The sequence below is a fragment of the Komagataeibacter sp. SM21 genome (assembly GCF_041402665.1).
Taxonomy (GTDB): Bacteria; Pseudomonadota; Alphaproteobacteria; order Acetobacterales; family Acetobacteraceae; genus Komagataeibacter; species Komagataeibacter saccharivorans.
The window spans coordinates 16117-32342 of sequence record NZ_JBGLOV010000019.1 but is presented as its reverse complement, the minus strand read 5'-3'; the positions used below and the strand labels follow the sequence as shown (position 1 = coordinate 32342).

Here is a 16226-nt window from a genome sequence, read left to right as displayed (position 1 = left end):
TCCACAAAATGGCATTACTTCCCTTCTGTCGGATATGGACAGCAACTGACGGGGTTACAGCGACAGGGTATGGGAAAGAACATATCCGCTACCCCCGATAAAGCATCAGGATGCCATACCGTTATACTTCAGAACGGCTTCGGGCTTTTACTGGTTTTCATGGCTGCCTGTTCTGTCCGGATTTCAAAAACGCATGCCAGATATCATATAGCGGAACCTGCGCCCTGCATGGCGCGCGCAATTCATTGCGTCCGATCCGCTGCCAGTGTTCCTCCCCCGAACTCCAGTCGCCCCGGTTGACCGAACTGGCGACGTCGCGGTTGTTCTTCAGGTACCATTTTTCATCAAATTCATCGCCCCCGGCATCCCGCCCTTCAAAAAAGCCGATCCGGGTAAAATGCTCCTTGCCGCTGCTGAACTCATCACGATGGATGGCGGCATCCACATCCGGGTTGGCTTTCAGGTAGGCTGCTTCATCAAACGGCAGGCTGCGCAGATATTCAGTTATCAGGAAACGGAACATCGCCTCAGGTATGATGACGGCGTTGTCCTGTCTTTTCATGCTGGATTCAACAACAGAATAAGGAATCATTGTTTCTCCCACACCCAAAACGGTATTCTGGGGTCTAAAAATTAAAAATCAGTCAATTGAAACGCGGGTTTCCCGGCTTCCAGTCGCGCCAGCATGCGTTCGACTTCCGCAGGCGTGATCGCCAGTTGCCGGTCCCATGGAAGGCTGCCCTGCATCCTGCCGCTCTGCGGGGTCCGGACCTCGTGGTAATCAAGTTTCCGGCCTTCCGCGATCAGCCAGTAGAACAGTTCCAGTGCATTACCGGGCATGAAAACCAGCACTTCGGTTGCGGGCCGACAGAAAAGCGTATTGCTCAGCCCCGCCCCCATCGCCCCCACCACACGGCGCGCGGAACGGAACATCGCCACCTGTTCCATAAAGGGCATGGTGCTGCCCGCGAACGTGGTGTATCCGTGCTGTTCAAAGACGGTCCTGACCGCGGCTTCATCTTCAAAATCACGGGTGGTCGCGGGTGCCCTTGGTATGTACAGGGCGTCGATATCGGCGGGAGGCACCTGATCGGCGATAAAGTCCATACATTCCATGACAAGGGGGGAGAGGAAAACGGCATGGGCGGTCAGGCCGCTGGGCACCAGCAGTTCAGCGAAATGGACCGGCGCGCCACCTGATTCAATGATCCTGTTTTCCGTAATGCCGACGGCATGCAGCGATTCACGCATGACGGTGCGCAATGTGCCCTCCACCGCGTGGATCACGACGGGCCAGTCCCGGTCCGGCAGGTACTGTCTGGCCACATATGCCCGGGGCAGCATTTCCGCCAGCCAGTGGCCGTAATTTCCTGCCCCGCGCTTTTTGCACAGTATGGCGCGCGGGTGCGACGGAATGGATGCGGGCTGCGCCAGACTGGCCTGCAATGTCGCACGGGCCCGCACGATTTCATGCGCCGGGACATCAGCCTGACTGGCGGCGACAAGATGCCCGTCCCCCGTAAACACCAGCCCTTCTTCCACAACATAGACATCGCGCGCCAGATGAAACGCCACCGGCGGAATGACGTGTTTCGACAGGTTCCAGCGCCTGCGCAATATCCGGGCCACATCAGGGGGCATCAGGTGCGGATCATAGATGCGCGGCGGTCTCATATACTGGAACGATGGGGTGATCGGGATCGTTCGGACCTGTTCCAGCGCGTCCGTTTCAATCAGCATATCGGCCTGCGTCATGCGGAAACCGGAAGCTGTCGGGCCGGGCTGCAACACAATGCCTCCACCTGTTCCGCCAGCCGCCTGTAGACCGCGCGGCTGAAATGCACGCCCACGTCATCGGGACTGTCCAGATCCGCCACCGTCCGCACGAAATCGGCCAGGTCAATGCTCAGATAACCATAACGCGCCACAAGCGGCCGGACGACCGCATTGATCTTCGCAAACGCATCCAGCACCCATGACTGCCCGCCCACCCGCGTATTGAGCATGAGGACGATGACGGTCCTGCCCCGCAGCGTCTCGAACATCGCTGTCACATCATTTTCAAGCTGCTGGAGGTCAAGCGGGCCGTGACAGGTAAATTCCGTCTGCATGAACCGCCAGTCCTCGGCGCTGAAATCCGGCGCATGGCCCAGACGCCGGGCTATGTCCTCATACCCGATCCGCCCGAAATCCTGATCGGGTATGACACTGCTGTTGAATGGCAGCAGAAGGTCCGTGCTGCGCGAACGGTACAAAGTGCCGAATACTTCGGATGAGAAGGAAAGCACATAAACATCCGCGCTGCGGTCATTGATCGCGCTGCCGACACGCACCGGAATGCGCGCCAGCAGGTCCCGCCCCGCCGGGGTATCCAGTTCCCGTTGCAGGGCGACGGAACGCGCCAGTGGATGGATGGACCATTCCTGATACGGGTATGGAAATTCCTCGATCGTTTCGTATTTCACCCGCAGGTAATGGGTCATCATGCTCAGGTCGCAGGCCCCGCGCACGCAGATCACAGGCCGCGATGCGCGACTGGTAACGGGCGCGCCGTCCGCATCGGCATCTTCCGTCAGGGTGATCCAGTCCGGATCGGGCCCCTCAGGGCTGCCGCTGACCGCGCCATTGATGTCAACACATGGGCAGCCCAGCCGGTGCCAGACAAACTGTTCGATCCCCATATTCATTGCGCGGCATGAAAACAGGAAATGATGCGCGACACCCTCGCGGATCAGGAAAAATCCGCATATGCCATACTGTCCATACCGATCGGCAACCTTTACGTAGCCCGCATGGCTGTTGAAACATTCCCTTAGTTCCGCTGCCGCGAAATCCCGGGCCTGCTCCGCCGTTTCGGGCCAGCGGCGTTTGGTGAAATTGAGCTGGTTGGTACGGTTGACCAGATCAAGTATGCGCGGAAACTGCGCCATGACATCATAATGCAGGCTGACCCGCACATTGCTGTGGCGCAGGAAATCCAGATTGTCGCCCGCCAGCCTGCGTTCCGCCTGCCGCTGTTCAAGAACCCTGTAATGGGCAAGCCGCGTCATGTCGGGGTCTGGCTTGCCCTGCATGCGGGGATCATCGGCAAGCTGCGCCACATATTCCGCATCCGCCACCTGCAGGCCGGGATTGTAATGCACGGCCTCGTTCAGGTTCATCGGGTTATCATCGATGAACAGGACCGTGGAGGCCCGCAACTGCGCGCTTTCGATAATATCGCGGATCAGCAGCCCCTTGGGGGCAAAGGCGATGCGCGGGAACACGATATGATCCCACGCGCCACATGCACGCAGCAGATCCCGCGCGGCGGCCTCATCATTCTTGGAACATACGGCATTGATGATGCCACGCTGCGACAGGGTGCGCAGCAGGTCCACATGGGCCGCAACCGGTTGCGCGCCCCCTTCGGTCAGGGTGCCCCGCCAGAAGGTTTCATCCAGATCCCATATGACCAGCCTTACGCTTTCGGCTGGCGGGGCAAGCAGCGCACCGATTTGCGCAATGCGCTGTTCCAGTGCGGGCAGCAGGTCCCCGGCCAGTGGAACGGCCCGCTGGCAGGCGGCCAGTGCTTCGGCCGGGCGGTCAAGGGCGAGCAGCAGCCCCGCCCGCGTGTAATGGTAGTGAAATGTCTCCCCGCTCGCCACGGCGCGTTCGGATGCGGCAAGGGCTTCCTCCAGCGCGCCGATGGCTTCCAGCCCATTGGCCAGCATGTGCTCGTAATGCCCCGGCAGGGGGGCCAGACGGGCCGCCATGCGTAACGTGCTGACAATACCACCGAAATCGCGCAACCGGTACTGGATTTCGGCCTGCTGATGATAAAGGCCCGACTGGTCCGGCGCCGCCGCGACCGCGCGGCGGACATATCGCAGGGCAGATGGCGCATCGTCCGCCGCCAGCATGACCTGCGCCGCCTGGGCCGCCCAGCCGGAAGGCGCATGCCCCCCTTCCATCAGGCTGCGCATCGTACGCGCGGCATCCGCCACCGCCATGTGCCCCGCCCGCCATGCCGCCAGCGTTGCGACATAACGCGCGGCAGGATCATCCGGGGCCATGGTCAACGCGGCGCGGGCTTCCTCTTCCGCCTGTGACCATGCCCCATGCAGCATATGAAGCTGCGCGCGTTCCAGACGGAAGGCGGTTTTATGCGGGTTATGGGTAATCGCCGCGTGCAACTGCGCATCCGTAAATCGGTTATCCGTCGCCAGATTATGGCTGCCGTGATCCGCGCCCAGAATCTCGGCCGTGGCGTGTCGGTAGGGCTGACCGATCAACCCTTCCTCCCCCAGTACCCGCGCCCATTGGGCGGGATCGCCCAGTGTGCCGTCATTGCGCAGGGCGCGGCCACGGCCACGGGGCGTTATGAATTCCTGCGGGTCCGGGTTGAGATAGAGAAACCGGACATCAGCCGCCGGGAACGCCGCCGCCACAACGTCCTCAAGCCGCAGGGCCTGATCGCGCGTGATCTCCTGGCGCACCAGTGTCACCGGCCTGTCCGCCATGTACTGCCTGAAACGCGCGGCGAGATGGCGGAACTTGGAACTGAAATCGGGATAATGAACCAGAAAATCCGGCTGTACATGCCCCCGATACAGCGGAAACTGGTGGTGAAAGAGAACGCCGGTCGGCACGTCCTCCACGCAATGCGGATCGAGATCCGTGCGCAGGATCAGGTTTTCAGGATGAAAAACATCGAAATCCGCTTCCAGTATCCGTAACAGGCCGGAAAAGGGCGTGGCCAGCCAGTCGAAAAAATGCGCCACGTTTTCCCTGCCGTGCATGCGCAACTCAAAGGCCGTGTCACAGCGCCAGCCCAGACTGATCAGTTCTCTTGACACCTTTCCCCCGCTTTGCCGTCGGCTGCGGGCAGGGCTGCGCATTGCCGCAACCCATTGCCCCGACAGGGGATCACGCTAGAGGCAGGGAGTTGACAGCACGTTAACCCGCCCCCGCCGCCGGGAAGAAAATGGCGACCGGCATTGCGCCCCACCGGCCCATAATCCCGCGCCTATGTCGCCCCGCCGTTTCCCCACCACCGCAACAGCCACATCAGCGCGGATATGACGGCCCCGATCAGCAGGCCGGTCGTAATCGGGGCATAGAAGGTGAAACCGGGTCGCTGGATCAGGATGTCACCGGGCAGCCGACCCAGCGGCAGGCGGGACAGAAAGGGCCAGCATATCCCCGCGACCACAAGGACAAGACCGGCTGCGATCAGGATACGGGGCATGGAAAACGGGCCTTCTTTGCGGGTTCCGGTCCCGTAATATGGGCTGCATGGCCGTCAGGGGAAAGAGGGCAGCCATGTCCACCCCTGCGCGCGGTGGAAATCCCTCCCCAACCGTCAGGTTGGATGCTAGGGTGGTTCCGGCATGACGACCCAGATACTGATCGAACTGATTGCTGTCCTTACGGCAGTGCGGGATGACACCCCGCAGGTCATGACCATTGACCACGGGCGTTCCCTGCCGTCCGGCCCGCTGGAAAACGCGCATCGCTCCCTTCAGGCCGGGGTGCGGGCATGGGTGGAACGCCAGACGGGCCACCCCATCGGCCATGTCGAACAGCTTTATACCTTTGCCGACCATGGCCGCATGCTGACGACGGAACAGGTCAGGACCATCGCCATATCCTACCTTGCGCTGACCCGCAGCCACGCGGGCGAAACCGGCTGGCGGGACTGGTACGACTATTTCCCGTGGGAGAACGCCAAGTCGGATACAGGCCGGACATGCCGCGCCCATATCGAACGCAGGCTGTGCCAGTGGGTGGCGGGCATGGACAATCCGGCTACACGCATCGCGCAATGGCAGCGCTGTGTCAGCCTGTTTGCCATCGGGGACATGGCGGTGTGGGATGACGAGCTGGTGCTGCAACGCTACGAACTGCTGTATGAAGCCGGGCTGGTGCCGGAATCCGGCTGTGCTGCGGCGGATGCGGTGCCGGGCCAGCCCATGCATCATGACCATCGTCGCATCCTGGCCACCGGCATGGCGCGACTGCGGGCGAAGATACGCTACCGCCCGGTCGTGTTCGAACTCATGCCGGAAGAATTTACCCTGCTGCATCTGCAGCGCGTGATGGAAAGCCTGTCCGGTATTCATATTCACAAGCAGAATTTCCGGCGCCTGATCACGCAGCAGCAACTGGTTGAGGAAACCGGCGCCATGGAGGAAAATACCGGCGGCAGGCCCGCCCGCCTGTTCCGTTTCTGTGGCGAGGTACGGCAGGCGCGCCAGTTCACCGGCACCAAGATTCCCCTTGCGGTGCCGTAACGGGTGCGGCGGACCTCACGAAAATCCTGATTGACAAACAGCGTATTTCGCTCTGGAAGTGTCGGGCCGGTCCCTGCTGCGTGACTTATGCTCAATATGAGCATAAAGGGCTTGGCAGGAATGGGAAGGAAAAGGGACATGAACCAGATTGCTATGCGCGACCGGACCGACGGACTGTATGACAGGGTGCGTCATCTGATCCCCGAAATGGAATGGGACACCTTTGTCGAGGACATCCGCGCGATTGAAGCCCTCAAGCGCGAACGCAACGCCGTCATTCTGGCCCATAATTACCAGACGCCTGAAATCTTTCACTGTGTGGCCGACATCCGCGGCGACAGCCTTGCCCTGGCGCGTGAGGCACAGGAAACCGATGCCGATGTGATTGTCATGGCCGGGGTCCATTTCATGGCGGAAACGGCCAAGATGCTCAATCCGGCCAGCACGGTCCTGATCCCGGACATGCAGGCGGGGTGTTCACTGGCGGATTCCATTACCGGGCGCGATGTCCGGCTGCTGCGTGAACGCCATCCCGGCGTGCCGGTCGTCTCCTATGTCAACACTTCGGCGGAAGTGAAGGCCGAAAGTGACATGTGCTGCACGTCGGGCAATGCGAAACGGGTGGTGGAAAGCCTTGGCACCGACCGGGTCATCATGATCCCCGATGAATATCTGGCCCGCAATATCGAAGCCGAAACCGGCATCAAGATGATTACATGGGCCGGTCACTGCGAAGTGCATGAACGCTTCACCCCCGACGAGATCGCCCGCATGCGCGCGGACAATCCCGGTCTTGTCGTGATCGCCCATCCCGAATGCCCGCCCGAAGTGGTGGCGGCATCGGATTTCAGCGGTTCGACCGCCATGATGGACGATTTCGTGCGCGAACGCAGCGGCAGCCGCATCCTGCTGGTGACCGAATGTTCCATGAGCGACAATCTGGCGATAAAATATCCGCAGACCAGTTTCGTGCGCCCGTGCAACATGTGCCCGCACATGAAGCGCATCACGCTGGCCAATATCCGCCATGCGCTGGAAACCATGACGCATGAAGTCACGCTGGACCCGGAACTGTCCAGCCGTGGCCGCCGCGCCGTTGAACGCATGCTGGCGGTATGACCGGCCTGCCCCGGCCCGACCGGCTGGCCGGTCAGGTACTGATTGCGGGCGCGGGTCTGGCGGGAATCATGACCGCCCTGACCACCACCCGCCCCTGCGTTGTGCTGTGCGCGGGTACGCCTGTGGACGTAGCCAGCCCGCCATGCGCCAGCATGCTTGCACAGGGCGGGCTGGCGGCCGCGATGGGTGCCGACGATACCGTTGCCCTGCATGCGGCGGATACGCTGGCGGCGGGGGCCGGATTATGCGCCCCCGAAACCGTCGCGCGCATCACCGCAAGCGGACCGGATGCCATCGCCCGTCTGACCAGTCTTGGCGTGGCATGGGACCGCGCGCCCGACGGGGCACTGCAACTGGGGCTGGAAGCCGCCCACTGCCGCCGTCGCATCGTACATGCGGGGGAAGACGCCACCGGGGCCACCATCATGCAGGCCCTGATGACCCGCGTGCGGCACACGCCACGCATAACGGTGATTGAACACGCCCGCGCCCTTGATCTGGTGTTGCATGATGGCGCGGTTGCGGGCCTGCATGTATCCATCGCCGGGCGAAACGTAACCCTGCCCGCAGCAGCGGTCGTGCTGGCGACCGGGGGAACGGGTGGCCTGTTCGCTGATACCACCAACCCGGCGGGCGCGACCGGCAGCGGCCTTGCCATCGCCGCCCGCGCGGGTGCGGTATTGGGAAACATGGAATTTGTTCAGTTCCATCCCACCGCGCTATCCGCCGGGGCGGACGGGCAGCGGCTATGCCTGATAAGCGAGGCCGTGCGCGGCGAAGGCGCCATCCTGATTGATGAAACCGGGGCACGCTTTACCCACGAACTCGGTACCCGCGACAGTGTCGCCCGGGCGGTGTGGCAGCACATGATCGACGGGCATACGGTCTATCTTGATGCCCGCGCGGCGGTGGGCGCTGATTTCCCCCGGCATTTCCCTGCCATCACCGCGCTGTGCCAGCGCCATGGCATTGATCCGGTCACACAGCCCATTCCGGTCCGGCCCGCCGCCCATTATCACATGGGGGGTATTGTTGTGGACGCTCAGGGCCGTACGGGCATTCCCGGCCTGTGGGCGGCGGGCGAAGTCGCCTGCACCGGGCTGCACGGCGCCAACCGGCTGGCCAGCAATTCCCTGCTGGAAGCCGTTCTTCTGGGTTCATGGGTGGGGCAGGATCTGGATGGCTGCACGCTCAATGCCCCGTCCCTGACCGGACATGTCACACCCGATGGACGGTTTTCGTCACCACCACCCGCCGAACTGCGCAGGATCATGAGCCGTTACGCAGGCGTGGTCCGCACGGGGGCCGACCTGCGCGAAGGGCTGCGCCGCCTGCTGCCCCACGCCCGGCAGACGGATGCGGGGCTTGCATCCGTCGCCATACTGTACGCGGCACTTATGCGGCAGGAAAGCCGGGGCGGCCATTTCCGCAGCGATCATCCCGATGCTGCCGCCCATGCCACGCCATCGCGGTTCACTTTGGCGGAAATGCAGGCACAACTGCCCGATATCATGGCCGTTGAGGATGCATCCATTCCATCCAGACATGAAAGAGTGCCGACATGATCCATCCCCTGCCCGATATCATGCTTGAACCGCTTGTGCGCGCGGGACTGCTGGAGGATCTGGGCCGCGCGGGCGACCTGACGACCGATGCGGTGATCGCCGATGCCGACACCCATGTCCGCGCCGTGCTGGCCGCGCGACAGGATGGCGTGATCGCGGGGCTGGACATGGCGCGGCTGTCCTTCGCGCTCATGGACCCACGCATCAAATTTACCCCCCATCTGGCCGATGGCAGCACAGTGACGGCAGGCACGCCGCTGGCCACGGTGGAAGGGCCTGCGCGTGGTATCCTGTCGGGGGAGCGGGTGGGGCTTAACTTCCTGTCCCACCTTAGCGGGATCGCCAGCGCCACCGCGCGGTTTGTGGAGCTTGTCCGCCCCTATCGCGCCTGCATCACCTGCACCCGCAAGACCATGCCGGGACTGCGCGCGATCCAGAAATACGCGGTGCGGGCGGGCGGCGGCAACAATCACCGCTTCGGGCTGGATGACGCCATCCTTATCAAGGACAATCATCTCGCATTCGCCGGGGGGGTGCGCGCGGCTGTGGAACGCGCCCGCGCGGCGGCGGGCCATCTGGTCCGGATCGAACTGGAAGTGGACACGCTGGAACAGCTACGCGAAGGGCTGGATGTCGGCGGGGTGGATGTTTTCCTGCTGGACAACATGCCGCCCGACCTGCTGCGCAAGGCGGTGCGCCTGATTGACGGTCGCGCGATCAGCGAGGCATCGGGCGGCATCACACCGGAAACCGTAACAGCGGTTGCACAGACGGGCGTTGACCTGATCTCCCTCGGCTGGCTGACGCATACCGTGCGTGTCATGGATATCGGGCTGGATTATTCATCCTGAACACCCGCCACCCATGCCAGATGGGGGAAAGTCTCAGCCCCGGTCAAACCTGCAATCGGCGTCCAGCGCGGCATGGAGCAGGACATTTATGCCAGCCATAATGTCACCCGCTTCGGCGCTTTCGTCCCCGTTATGGCTGACACCGCCCGGACAGGGGCCGAAAATCATCGCCGTGGGCATGACGCGCGCATTCCACACAGACCGGGTCAAAATCCACGGCGGGCGAACTGGCTGCCCATTGAATCAGGAGTGACGTGACACCCAAGACCCGTGCATGTACGCTGAAACCAGTCCCGGATGGCAAAATCCGCATCCGACAGGGCAAGACGCCGTATGCCGCCCCGTAGCTGTACCACCAAAGACGGCAGTCTCCATTAGATCACACCACAGGGCGGTGCCGTCTATCACAAGATTGGTCTGGCGCATCCTGTCTCCCCCCGCTTTGTCCCGTCCCGGCATTATAGTTCAGTAGCCGCGCATCGGGTCGCACAGCAGGGCTGGCCGTTCGTGGCGTTCCATCTGCATGATGACATCGCGGACATAACGGGCCTGCGCTTCATAGGAGGCCTGTGATGCGACATGGGGCGTGATCGTAACCCGTTCATGCCGCCATAATGGATGACCGGGGGGCAGGGGTTCAGGCTCCGTAACATCAAGGACCGCGGCCCCTAACGCCCCTTCATCCAGCGCGCGTAGCAGATCGTCCATAATGACATGGTTGCCCCGCCCCACATTGATGAACCCGGCCCCACGCGGCAGGCGCCGCAACAGGGCATGATTGATGATGCCCCGCGTTGCATGGGTGCTGGGCAACAGATCGACCAGTATGTCCAGATCCGCCAGAAAGTCCGGCAGCGCATCCGTGCCCGTGAAAACCGTAATACCCGGCACATCACGCACGGTCCGTCGCCACCCCGCCACCGAAAAGCCGACATGATGCAGGTGCCGGGCGACATGCGCGCCCAGATGCCCCATGCCCATGATACCGATCCGCGCTTCACGACAGGTCCGCGAAACCGGGTTGTTTTTCCACATGCCGCGCTGTTGCTGCACGGTCCATGTCCGGGCATCGCGCAGCAGGCCGAGTGCCGCCCACAGCACATAATCCGCCATAAGGGCCGCCGTCTGTTCCCCGCCCATGCGGACCAGCGGTACATGCACGGGAAAACCCGGATCGTGCAACAGGTGGTTGACCCCGGCCCCAACGCAGATGATGGCCTTCAGGTGCCCCATGCGGCGCAGGTCGTCCGACGTGGGTTCCCATACCAGCGCGTAATCGGCATGGGCGATGTCCACACCCGGTTCATACCACGAACGGACATCCAGTTCCGGCGCGACGCAACGGAAGGCATCGTACCAGTCCCCCGCTGCCCTGGGACCATCCGCGCTTATGACCAGCCTGACCATGAATTCCTTATCCCGGTTCCCGTATACCGGCCATTCTCCCACATTCCCCTGACGGTGGCCGTATGCCCGCCACCTTAATACATAATGGGGAAGCCCGAAAACGGCGGTATCATTGTCCGCATCAGGCCAGACGGCAACGGATCGGGCCGCAATCCGAACCGGCTGCATCTGATGCGACGTGGAACTGCCGCCGGGTTGGTTTCCCTGTGCTGAAATGCGGGATGAGCAGGCTTTACGCGGAATGCAGCGGCTTGCGACGCAGCGGCATGGTCATGCAGTGGACGCTGCCGCCGCCCTGCGAAAACTGGTCCAGTTCGGGGTCAAGGACCGTCAGGCCCTCGGCCCGCAGCATCTGGTTGATCCGGGTGGAATGGCGGGGGCTGATGATACGCCCGCGTCCCAGCGCCAGGACGTTGCAGCCCATATCGCGCATGGCTTCCTTGTAGGAAACCGGCAGCAGGCGAATGCCCTGCTGGCGGAACCACTCCAGATCCTCATCAGAAAGGACATCCACCGCCGCGATTGCCAGATCATCCGCCACCATGGTGAAAATCACGTCCAGATGGAGGAAATGCTCGGGGAAGCGGATCATCCGGCAGGTCCATCCGGCTTCCTCGAACCAGCTTATGAATTCGGCCGCACCCGCTTCATCCGTGCGGCCACCGCTGACGCCAACCGCCAGCAGGCCGGGGCGGATGAAGTGGATGTCGCCGCCTTCGATATTCCCCCTGGTACAGGTTTTCCATATCTCGTCAGGGTTGTAGAAGGCGCGGACCTGCCCTTCCTCGGGCCTGCGTTCACTGCGCGACAGATGGGTTACGACCGTGCCGAACGGCGTCGTCTGTGAACTGTCACGGGTATAGACCTCATAGGGCATGTTTTCTTTGGGCGTCAGGTAATGGCAGCTTGCCCCCGCCCCTTCCAGCGCGCCGACCAGTTCGCCAAACTGCGCCTTCAGCGCCGCGCGGTCGATGGTGATACCGTTCGCCATGCTCTGGATCGCGATGTCATTGCTGGGAATCCATGAATAATAGTCAGGCGCGCACAGCAGGACGTCAGCCAGATCCCCGGTTTCACTGTCAATAAACCAGCGGTTCGCTACCATTATCTCGAAATCCTCAGCAATGACCGGATTGATTATCCTCTGGATGCCGGAACGATACCCGATCGTACCGGTCCGCCAAAATATCAATCGTCCGTACTTTACTTTGCCTTTTCATTAATCGGACGGAGCGCCATGGGTTCCCGCTGCCCATGGCGGTAGACGCTGGGGGCCTGTCCGTGACCGCAAGGCGCGGGGGAAGTCCGCGACCTCGGTATACTTTCTTGATGGGCCGTCAGCTTTCGCGGTGCGCCGTTACAAGACCCAAAATCCATAACCGGCATGCACCGCAGGGTCCGTATGCCGATACCCGGCCCCCGGTGAGAACCGCAAGCATCGGACGCGGGGCGTGCGTGTTCCGCGTGCATGCCGGTATCTGCATCTGTCGCCGCCCTGCCCTGCCCGAGATCGTTACGAAAGGGGATAATCAGGACAGCCCGTTAACAATTTTTGTCAATGAGATTTCCCAATCACCCCCATACGCTTTATTACTCCTTAAGAACAAGACACCCTGACCGCCCAACCAAGGAAACCCCGCACATGACCGCCCCGCCACCTGCAGCATCGGCCAAGTCCGTCCCGCCGCGCCGCACGGCCCGCAATCACCGCCCCGGTGGCTTTCACGGCCAGATTGCCGAAGTGGACCTGCGGCTGCTGCGCGTGTTCCGCGTGGTGGCCGAACGGGGCGGCTTTGCAGCGGCGGAAATCGCGCTGGGCAAAAGCAAATCCTCCATCAGCATCGATATATCGGCACTGGAAAGCCGGCTGAACCTGAAGCTGTGCCAGCGCGGGCGCAGCGGGTTCGCCCTGACCGCCGAAGGGCGCATGGTGCTGGAAGCGACCGAGCAGCTCCAGGCTGATATCAGCCGTTTCCAGCAGCGCATCAATGATGCAAGCGGCGTGCTGTCCGGGCGGTTCTGCCTGTATGTGCCCGACAATACGCAGGTCCATGGTGAAACGGCGATTGTCCGCGCGATCGAAACCTTCACCACCCGGCACCCGGACGTGTTCATGGATGTACGCTCCGGCTCGACACGGGATGTGGAATTCGCGGTGCTGAACGGGCAGGCCACGGCGGGTATCACGCTTTACCCCCATCACCAGCCGGACATGCAGGATACCACCCTGTTTACCGAGCGCCTGAACCTGTATTGCGGCCAGCGCCATCCCCTGTTCGCCATGGCGGAATCCGACATCACGCTGGAACTGCTGGCGGCGCAGAACATGGTGCAGGTATCGGACGCGGCGCAGTCGCCCCGGTGGAACCAGATCCGTGAACAGATGGTCTTTACCGCCACGGCGGAAAATGTTGATTCGCGCGCCCTGCTGATCCTGACCGGCAATTATATCGGCTTCCTGCCCGAACCCTTCGCCCAGCCGCTGGTGCGCGAAGGACTGCTGCGCCATATCAGCTTTGACGACCTGCACCTGATCACCAGCTTCCATTTCCTTGTCCGTTCCTCGCCCGAAACAGGACTGATGGTGGAAACGTTCCGGACCATTCTTGAAAATGCGTGCTAGGATTCCGCCCACGGGCTTCAGCCCCGCCGGCCACCCCGGCCATGGAGTAGCGTTTTCATGACCTTCCCCCGCCGCCGCGCGTTCGTACGGCAATGCCTGCGCGTTGTGGCCGGTCTTGCCCTGATTGCGGTTCCCATGCTGTCCGCCCGCGCTGCGGACGCGCCGGATTTCGTGCGTGATGGCACGCTGGCCGTATGCACCAACCCGACATTGCCCCCCATGACATTCGTGAACGGGACGGACACCACGGCCATGGCGGGGGTGGATCTGGATCTGGCGCAGGCACTGGCGAATTACTGGAAGGTAAAGCTGGTCACGACGCCGATGGATTTTGTCGGGCTGTTCCCCAGTCTGGCGGCGCAGCGCTGCGGCATGGTGATCAGCGGGCTTATCAAACTTCCGGCGCGGGAGCGGAATTTCGACGCCATAAGCTATCTGGATACCGCACTGGTTGTTGTCGCGCGCGCGGGCACGCCCCCGATCACGTCAATGGCCGACCTGTCGGGCCGGACGGTTGCCGTGCAGTCGGGCACCAGCTATGCGGCCCGCATCGCACGGGAAGACGAGGCCCTGCTTGCCGCCGGGCGTGCGCCCATCACGATCCAGCAGTACCCGACCGAGGACGCGGTCGTCCAGCAGGTGCTGATCGGGCGCGTCTTTGCCTTCGCCAGTCAGGATGTGGAGCTTTATTACCGGCAGAAGCAGCTCCACGGTAAAGTCAGCGTCATCCTGCGATCGGATTATCCGGAGTACCGGCATTTCGCGGTCTATATCCGCAAGAACGCCCATGACCGCGAGAGCGTGGAAGCCGCCATCGGGACGCTGGACGCCAATGGTACTCTAGCGACCATCCGCAAGAAATGGGGCATCGGCACCAGCAGCACGCAGGCCTTTGCCCAGACAGGGCATGTGCCCGCCTTCCGCTGGGACACATTTTTCGCGGCGCTGACATCCCCCGCCTTTGCCCGGGGGGCGCTGATTACGCTGGCGGTTGCGGTCCTGTCGCATATCACCGCCATTGTCATCTCCATTCCCATGGCCATGGCGCTGAACGGGCGGGACAGCATCCTCAAGGTCGTGCTGCGGGCCTATGTCTCGATCTTCCGCGGCGCGCCGACGCTGTTGCAGCTTCTGTTCATATGGAACGCGCTACCGCAGTTCTTTCCCATATTCCGGGAGGAATGGTTTACCCCCTTCCTTGCAACATGGCTGTCGCTGTCGGTCAATGAATCCGCCTATCAGGTGGAAATCAACCGCGCCGCCCTTTCCGCCGTGGACAAAGGGCAGGAACAGGCCGCCGACGCGCTGGGCATGAACCGGCGGCAGGTCTATTTTCACGTCATATTCCCGCAGGCCCTGCGCATCGCCCTGCCGCCAACCATCAATGAATTCATCAACCTGCTGAAAACGACATCACTCGCTTCCGTCATCTCGCTACAGGAACTGCTGTCGGTGACACAGATTGAGGTTGCGCGTACGTTTGAATTTACCGAATATTACGCAGCAGCCCTGGTCTATTATCTGGCGATGGTCTTCTTCTTCCTCTTTGTGCAAAAACGGGTTGAACGGCGCTTTACATGGGCTGACCGGCACAGGGCATCCGCCAATGTACCCTGATCCGGATACTGACCCTTCCATCATGATTTCGGTGCGCAACCTGAGCAAGCTTTACAAGGATTTCATTGCGCTCAACCGGCTGAACTTCGATGTGAAGCGGGGGGAGAAAATTGTCATTCTCGGGCCGTCCGGATCGGGAAAATCCACGCTGATCCGCTGTTTCAACCGTATCGAACCCCATTCCAGCGGCAGCCTGACCATAAACGGCCAGATCATCAACGATCATACCAGCCTGCCCCGCTTACGCGGCATGGTGGGGATGGTGTTCCAGAATTATAACCTGTTTCCGCATCTCAGCGTTCTGGATAACTGCACGCTGGCCCCCCGTCTGGTGCGCAGGACCAGCCGACACGATGCCGAGGACATGGCCCGGCGTTTCCTTACACAGGTCAACATACTGGAACAGGCCAATAAATACCCGATCCAGCTTTCCGGTGGGCAGCAGCAGCGCGTGGCCATTGCGCGTGCCCTGTGCATGCGGCCCGACGTGATGCTGTTTGATGAACCGACGGCGGCCCTTGACCCGGAAGCTATTTCCGGGGTGGTCAGCATCATCAACGATCTGGCGGCGCAGGGGATTACAACCCTGTGCGTAACCCACGAAATGGGCTTCGCGCGGCATATCGCCGACAGGATCATTTTCATGGATCAGGGCTGCATACTTGAAATCACCCCGCCCGATGCGTTTTTCACCAATCCCCGCACGGAACGGGCCCGCGTCTTTCTGGACCAGATGATCCGATGCTGAACATAGCGGCATGACTGGTGG

At 61.9% G+C, this 16226-nt stretch carries 14 protein-coding genes and 1 pseudogene; 7 read left to right on the top strand and 8 right to left on the bottom strand.

The genetic code is table 11. The annotated features are described in order from the left end of the window. Window positions 1-157: 157 nt before the first annotated feature. The 4 genes from ACBR42_RS14580 to ACBR42_RS14565 all read right to left on the bottom strand — a co-directional run bounded on the left by ACBR42_RS14580 (window position 158) and on the right by ACBR42_RS14565 (window position 5230). Window positions 158-562 carry a hypothetical protein gene (locus ACBR42_RS14580; protein WP_118963725.1) on the bottom strand — a complete coding sequence of 135 codons (405 nt, stop codon included), beginning with the start codon at window positions 560-562 and terminating at the stop codon, window positions 158-160. Window positions 563-633: 71 nt separating this feature from the next. Beyond that, window positions 634-1755: a DUF563 domain-containing protein gene (locus ACBR42_RS14575; RefSeq protein ID WP_371208485.1), complete on the bottom strand. Its 1122-nt coding sequence runs from the start codon at window positions 1753-1755 to the stop codon at window positions 634-636. Continuing rightward, a complete protein-coding gene (locus ACBR42_RS14570) occupies window positions 1752-4838 on the bottom strand; it encodes a DUF1796 family putative cysteine peptidase (RefSeq protein ID WP_371208484.1) in 3087 nt (1028 codons plus the stop codon). The genes ACBR42_RS14575 and ACBR42_RS14570 overlap by 4 nt, the downstream gene beginning before the upstream one ends. A gap of 170 nt (window positions 4839-5008) precedes the next feature. Next, window positions 5009-5230, bottom strand: a complete 222-nt coding sequence (locus ACBR42_RS14565) for a DUF2905 domain-containing protein (RefSeq protein ID WP_110547387.1) — start codon at window positions 5228-5230, stop codon at window positions 5009-5011. A gap of 142 nt (window positions 5231-5372) precedes the next feature. Between ACBR42_RS14565 and ACBR42_RS14560 the strand changes: the two genes are divergently transcribed. From ACBR42_RS14560 to nadC, 4 genes are all read left to right on the top strand, one after another. Next, entirely contained in the window at window positions 5373-6275 is a 903-nt protein-coding gene (locus ACBR42_RS14560; RefSeq protein ID WP_181417384.1) for an NrtR DNA-binding winged helix domain-containing protein, read from the top strand. A 138-nt stretch (window positions 6276-6413) separates the two neighbouring features. Further along, window positions 6414-7394, top strand: coding sequence for a quinolinate synthase NadA (nadA, locus tag ACBR42_RS14555; RefSeq protein WP_118963729.1), 981 nt, complete (start codon window positions 6414-6416; stop codon window positions 7392-7394). Continuing rightward, window positions 7391-8959 carry an L-aspartate oxidase gene (locus tag ACBR42_RS14550; RefSeq protein WP_371208483.1) on the top strand — a complete coding sequence of 523 codons (1569 nt, stop codon included), beginning with the start codon at window positions 7391-7393 and terminating at the stop codon, window positions 8957-8959. The genes nadA and ACBR42_RS14550 overlap by 4 nt, the downstream gene beginning before the upstream one ends. After that, a complete protein-coding gene (gene nadC / locus ACBR42_RS14545) occupies window positions 8956-9810 on the top strand; it encodes a carboxylating nicotinate-nucleotide diphosphorylase (protein ID WP_110547390.1) in 855 nt (284 codons plus the stop codon). The genes ACBR42_RS14550 and nadC overlap by 4 nt, the downstream gene beginning before the upstream one ends. 33 nt (window positions 9811-9843) lie before the next feature. Here the strand turns inward: nadC and ACBR42_RS14540 are convergent, their stop codons facing one another. From ACBR42_RS14540 to ACBR42_RS14525, 4 genes and pseudogenes are all read right to left on the bottom strand, one after another. Then, window positions 9844-9990 (bottom strand): M20/M25/M40 family metallo-hydrolase, encoded by a 147-nt coding sequence (locus ACBR42_RS14540; RefSeq protein ID WP_132306482.1) that lies wholly within the window; start codon window positions 9988-9990, stop codon window positions 9844-9846. A 35-nt stretch (window positions 9991-10025) separates the two neighbouring features. Continuing rightward, window positions 10026-10236 (bottom strand): annotated as a pseudogene (locus ACBR42_RS14535) (Zn-dependent hydrolase); the annotation flags it as partial. Window positions 10237-10275: 39 nt separating this feature from the next. Beyond that, window positions 10276-11217: a 2-hydroxyacid dehydrogenase gene (locus tag ACBR42_RS14530; protein WP_371208482.1), complete on the bottom strand. Its 942-nt coding sequence runs from the start codon at window positions 11215-11217 to the stop codon at window positions 10276-10278. Window positions 11218-11449: 232 nt separating this feature from the next. Then, entirely contained in the window at window positions 11450-12322 is an 873-nt protein-coding gene (locus tag ACBR42_RS14525) for a dimethylarginine dimethylaminohydrolase family protein (protein ID WP_110547409.1), read from the bottom strand. 537 nt (window positions 12323-12859) lie between these two features. Here ACBR42_RS14525 and ACBR42_RS14520 point away from each other — a divergent pair. From ACBR42_RS14520 to ACBR42_RS14510, 3 genes are read left to right on the top strand one after another with little or no spacing between them, the layout of a single operon-like run. Then, entirely contained in the window at window positions 12860-13840 is a 981-nt protein-coding gene (locus tag ACBR42_RS14520) for a LysR family transcriptional regulator (protein ID WP_371208481.1), read from the top strand. Between the two features lie 57 nt (window positions 13841-13897). Continuing rightward, on the top strand, window positions 13898-15457 hold the full coding sequence (locus ACBR42_RS14515; RefSeq protein ID WP_371208480.1) for an ABC transporter substrate-binding protein/permease: 1560 nt from the start codon (window positions 13898-13900) through the stop codon (window positions 15455-15457). Next, complete coding sequence (locus tag ACBR42_RS14510; RefSeq protein ID WP_282760507.1) at window positions 15447-16205, top strand: amino acid ABC transporter ATP-binding protein; 759 nt, start codon at window positions 15447-15449, stop codon at window positions 16203-16205. The genes ACBR42_RS14515 and ACBR42_RS14510 overlap by 11 nt, the downstream gene beginning before the upstream one ends. The last annotated feature ends 21 nt before the right edge of the window (window positions 16206-16226 follow it).

What these genes read in the sequence shown, in the direction of transcription:
- ACBR42_RS14580 (WP_118963725.1), bottom strand. Translation starts at nt 562, where the DNA reads ATGAAAAGACAGGACAACGCCGTCATCATACCTGAGGCGATGTTCCGT.
- ACBR42_RS14575 (WP_371208485.1), bottom strand. Translation starts at nt 1,755, where the DNA reads ATGACGCAGGCCGATATGCTGATTGAAACGGACGCGCTGGAACAGGTC.
- ACBR42_RS14565 (WP_110547387.1), bottom strand. Translation starts at nt 5,230, where the DNA reads ATGCCCCGTATCCTGATCGCAGCCGGTCTTGTCCTTGTGGTCGCGGGG.
- ACBR42_RS14560 (WP_181417384.1), top strand. Translation starts at nt 5,373, where the DNA reads ATGACGACCCAGATACTGATCGAACTGATTGCTGTCCTTACGGCAGTG.
- nadA (WP_118963729.1), top strand. Translation starts at nt 6,414, where the DNA reads ATGAACCAGATTGCTATGCGCGACCGGACCGACGGACTGTATGACAGG.
- ACBR42_RS14550 (WP_371208483.1), top strand. Translation starts at nt 7,391, where the DNA reads ATGACCGGCCTGCCCCGGCCCGACCGGCTGGCCGGTCAGGTACTGATT.
- nadC (WP_110547390.1), top strand. Translation starts at nt 8,956, where the DNA reads ATGATCCATCCCCTGCCCGATATCATGCTTGAACCGCTTGTGCGCGCG.
- ACBR42_RS14540 (WP_132306482.1), bottom strand. Translation starts at nt 9,990, where the DNA reads ATGCCCACGGCGATGATTTTCGGCCCCTGTCCGGGCGGTGTCAGCCAT.
- ACBR42_RS14530 (WP_371208482.1), bottom strand. Translation starts at nt 11,217, where the DNA reads ATGGTCAGGCTGGTCATAAGCGCGGATGGTCCCAGGGCAGCGGGGGAC.
- ACBR42_RS14525 (WP_110547409.1), bottom strand. Translation starts at nt 12,322, where the DNA reads ATGGTAGCGAACCGCTGGTTTATTGACAGTGAAACCGGGGATCTGGCT.
- ACBR42_RS14520 (WP_371208481.1), top strand. Translation starts at nt 12,860, where the DNA reads ATGACCGCCCCGCCACCTGCAGCATCGGCCAAGTCCGTCCCGCCGCGC.
- ACBR42_RS14515 (WP_371208480.1), top strand. Translation starts at nt 13,898, where the DNA reads ATGACCTTCCCCCGCCGCCGCGCGTTCGTACGGCAATGCCTGCGCGTT.
- ACBR42_RS14510 (WP_282760507.1), top strand. Translation starts at nt 15,447, where the DNA reads ATGTACCCTGATCCGGATACTGACCCTTCCATCATGATTTCGGTGCGC.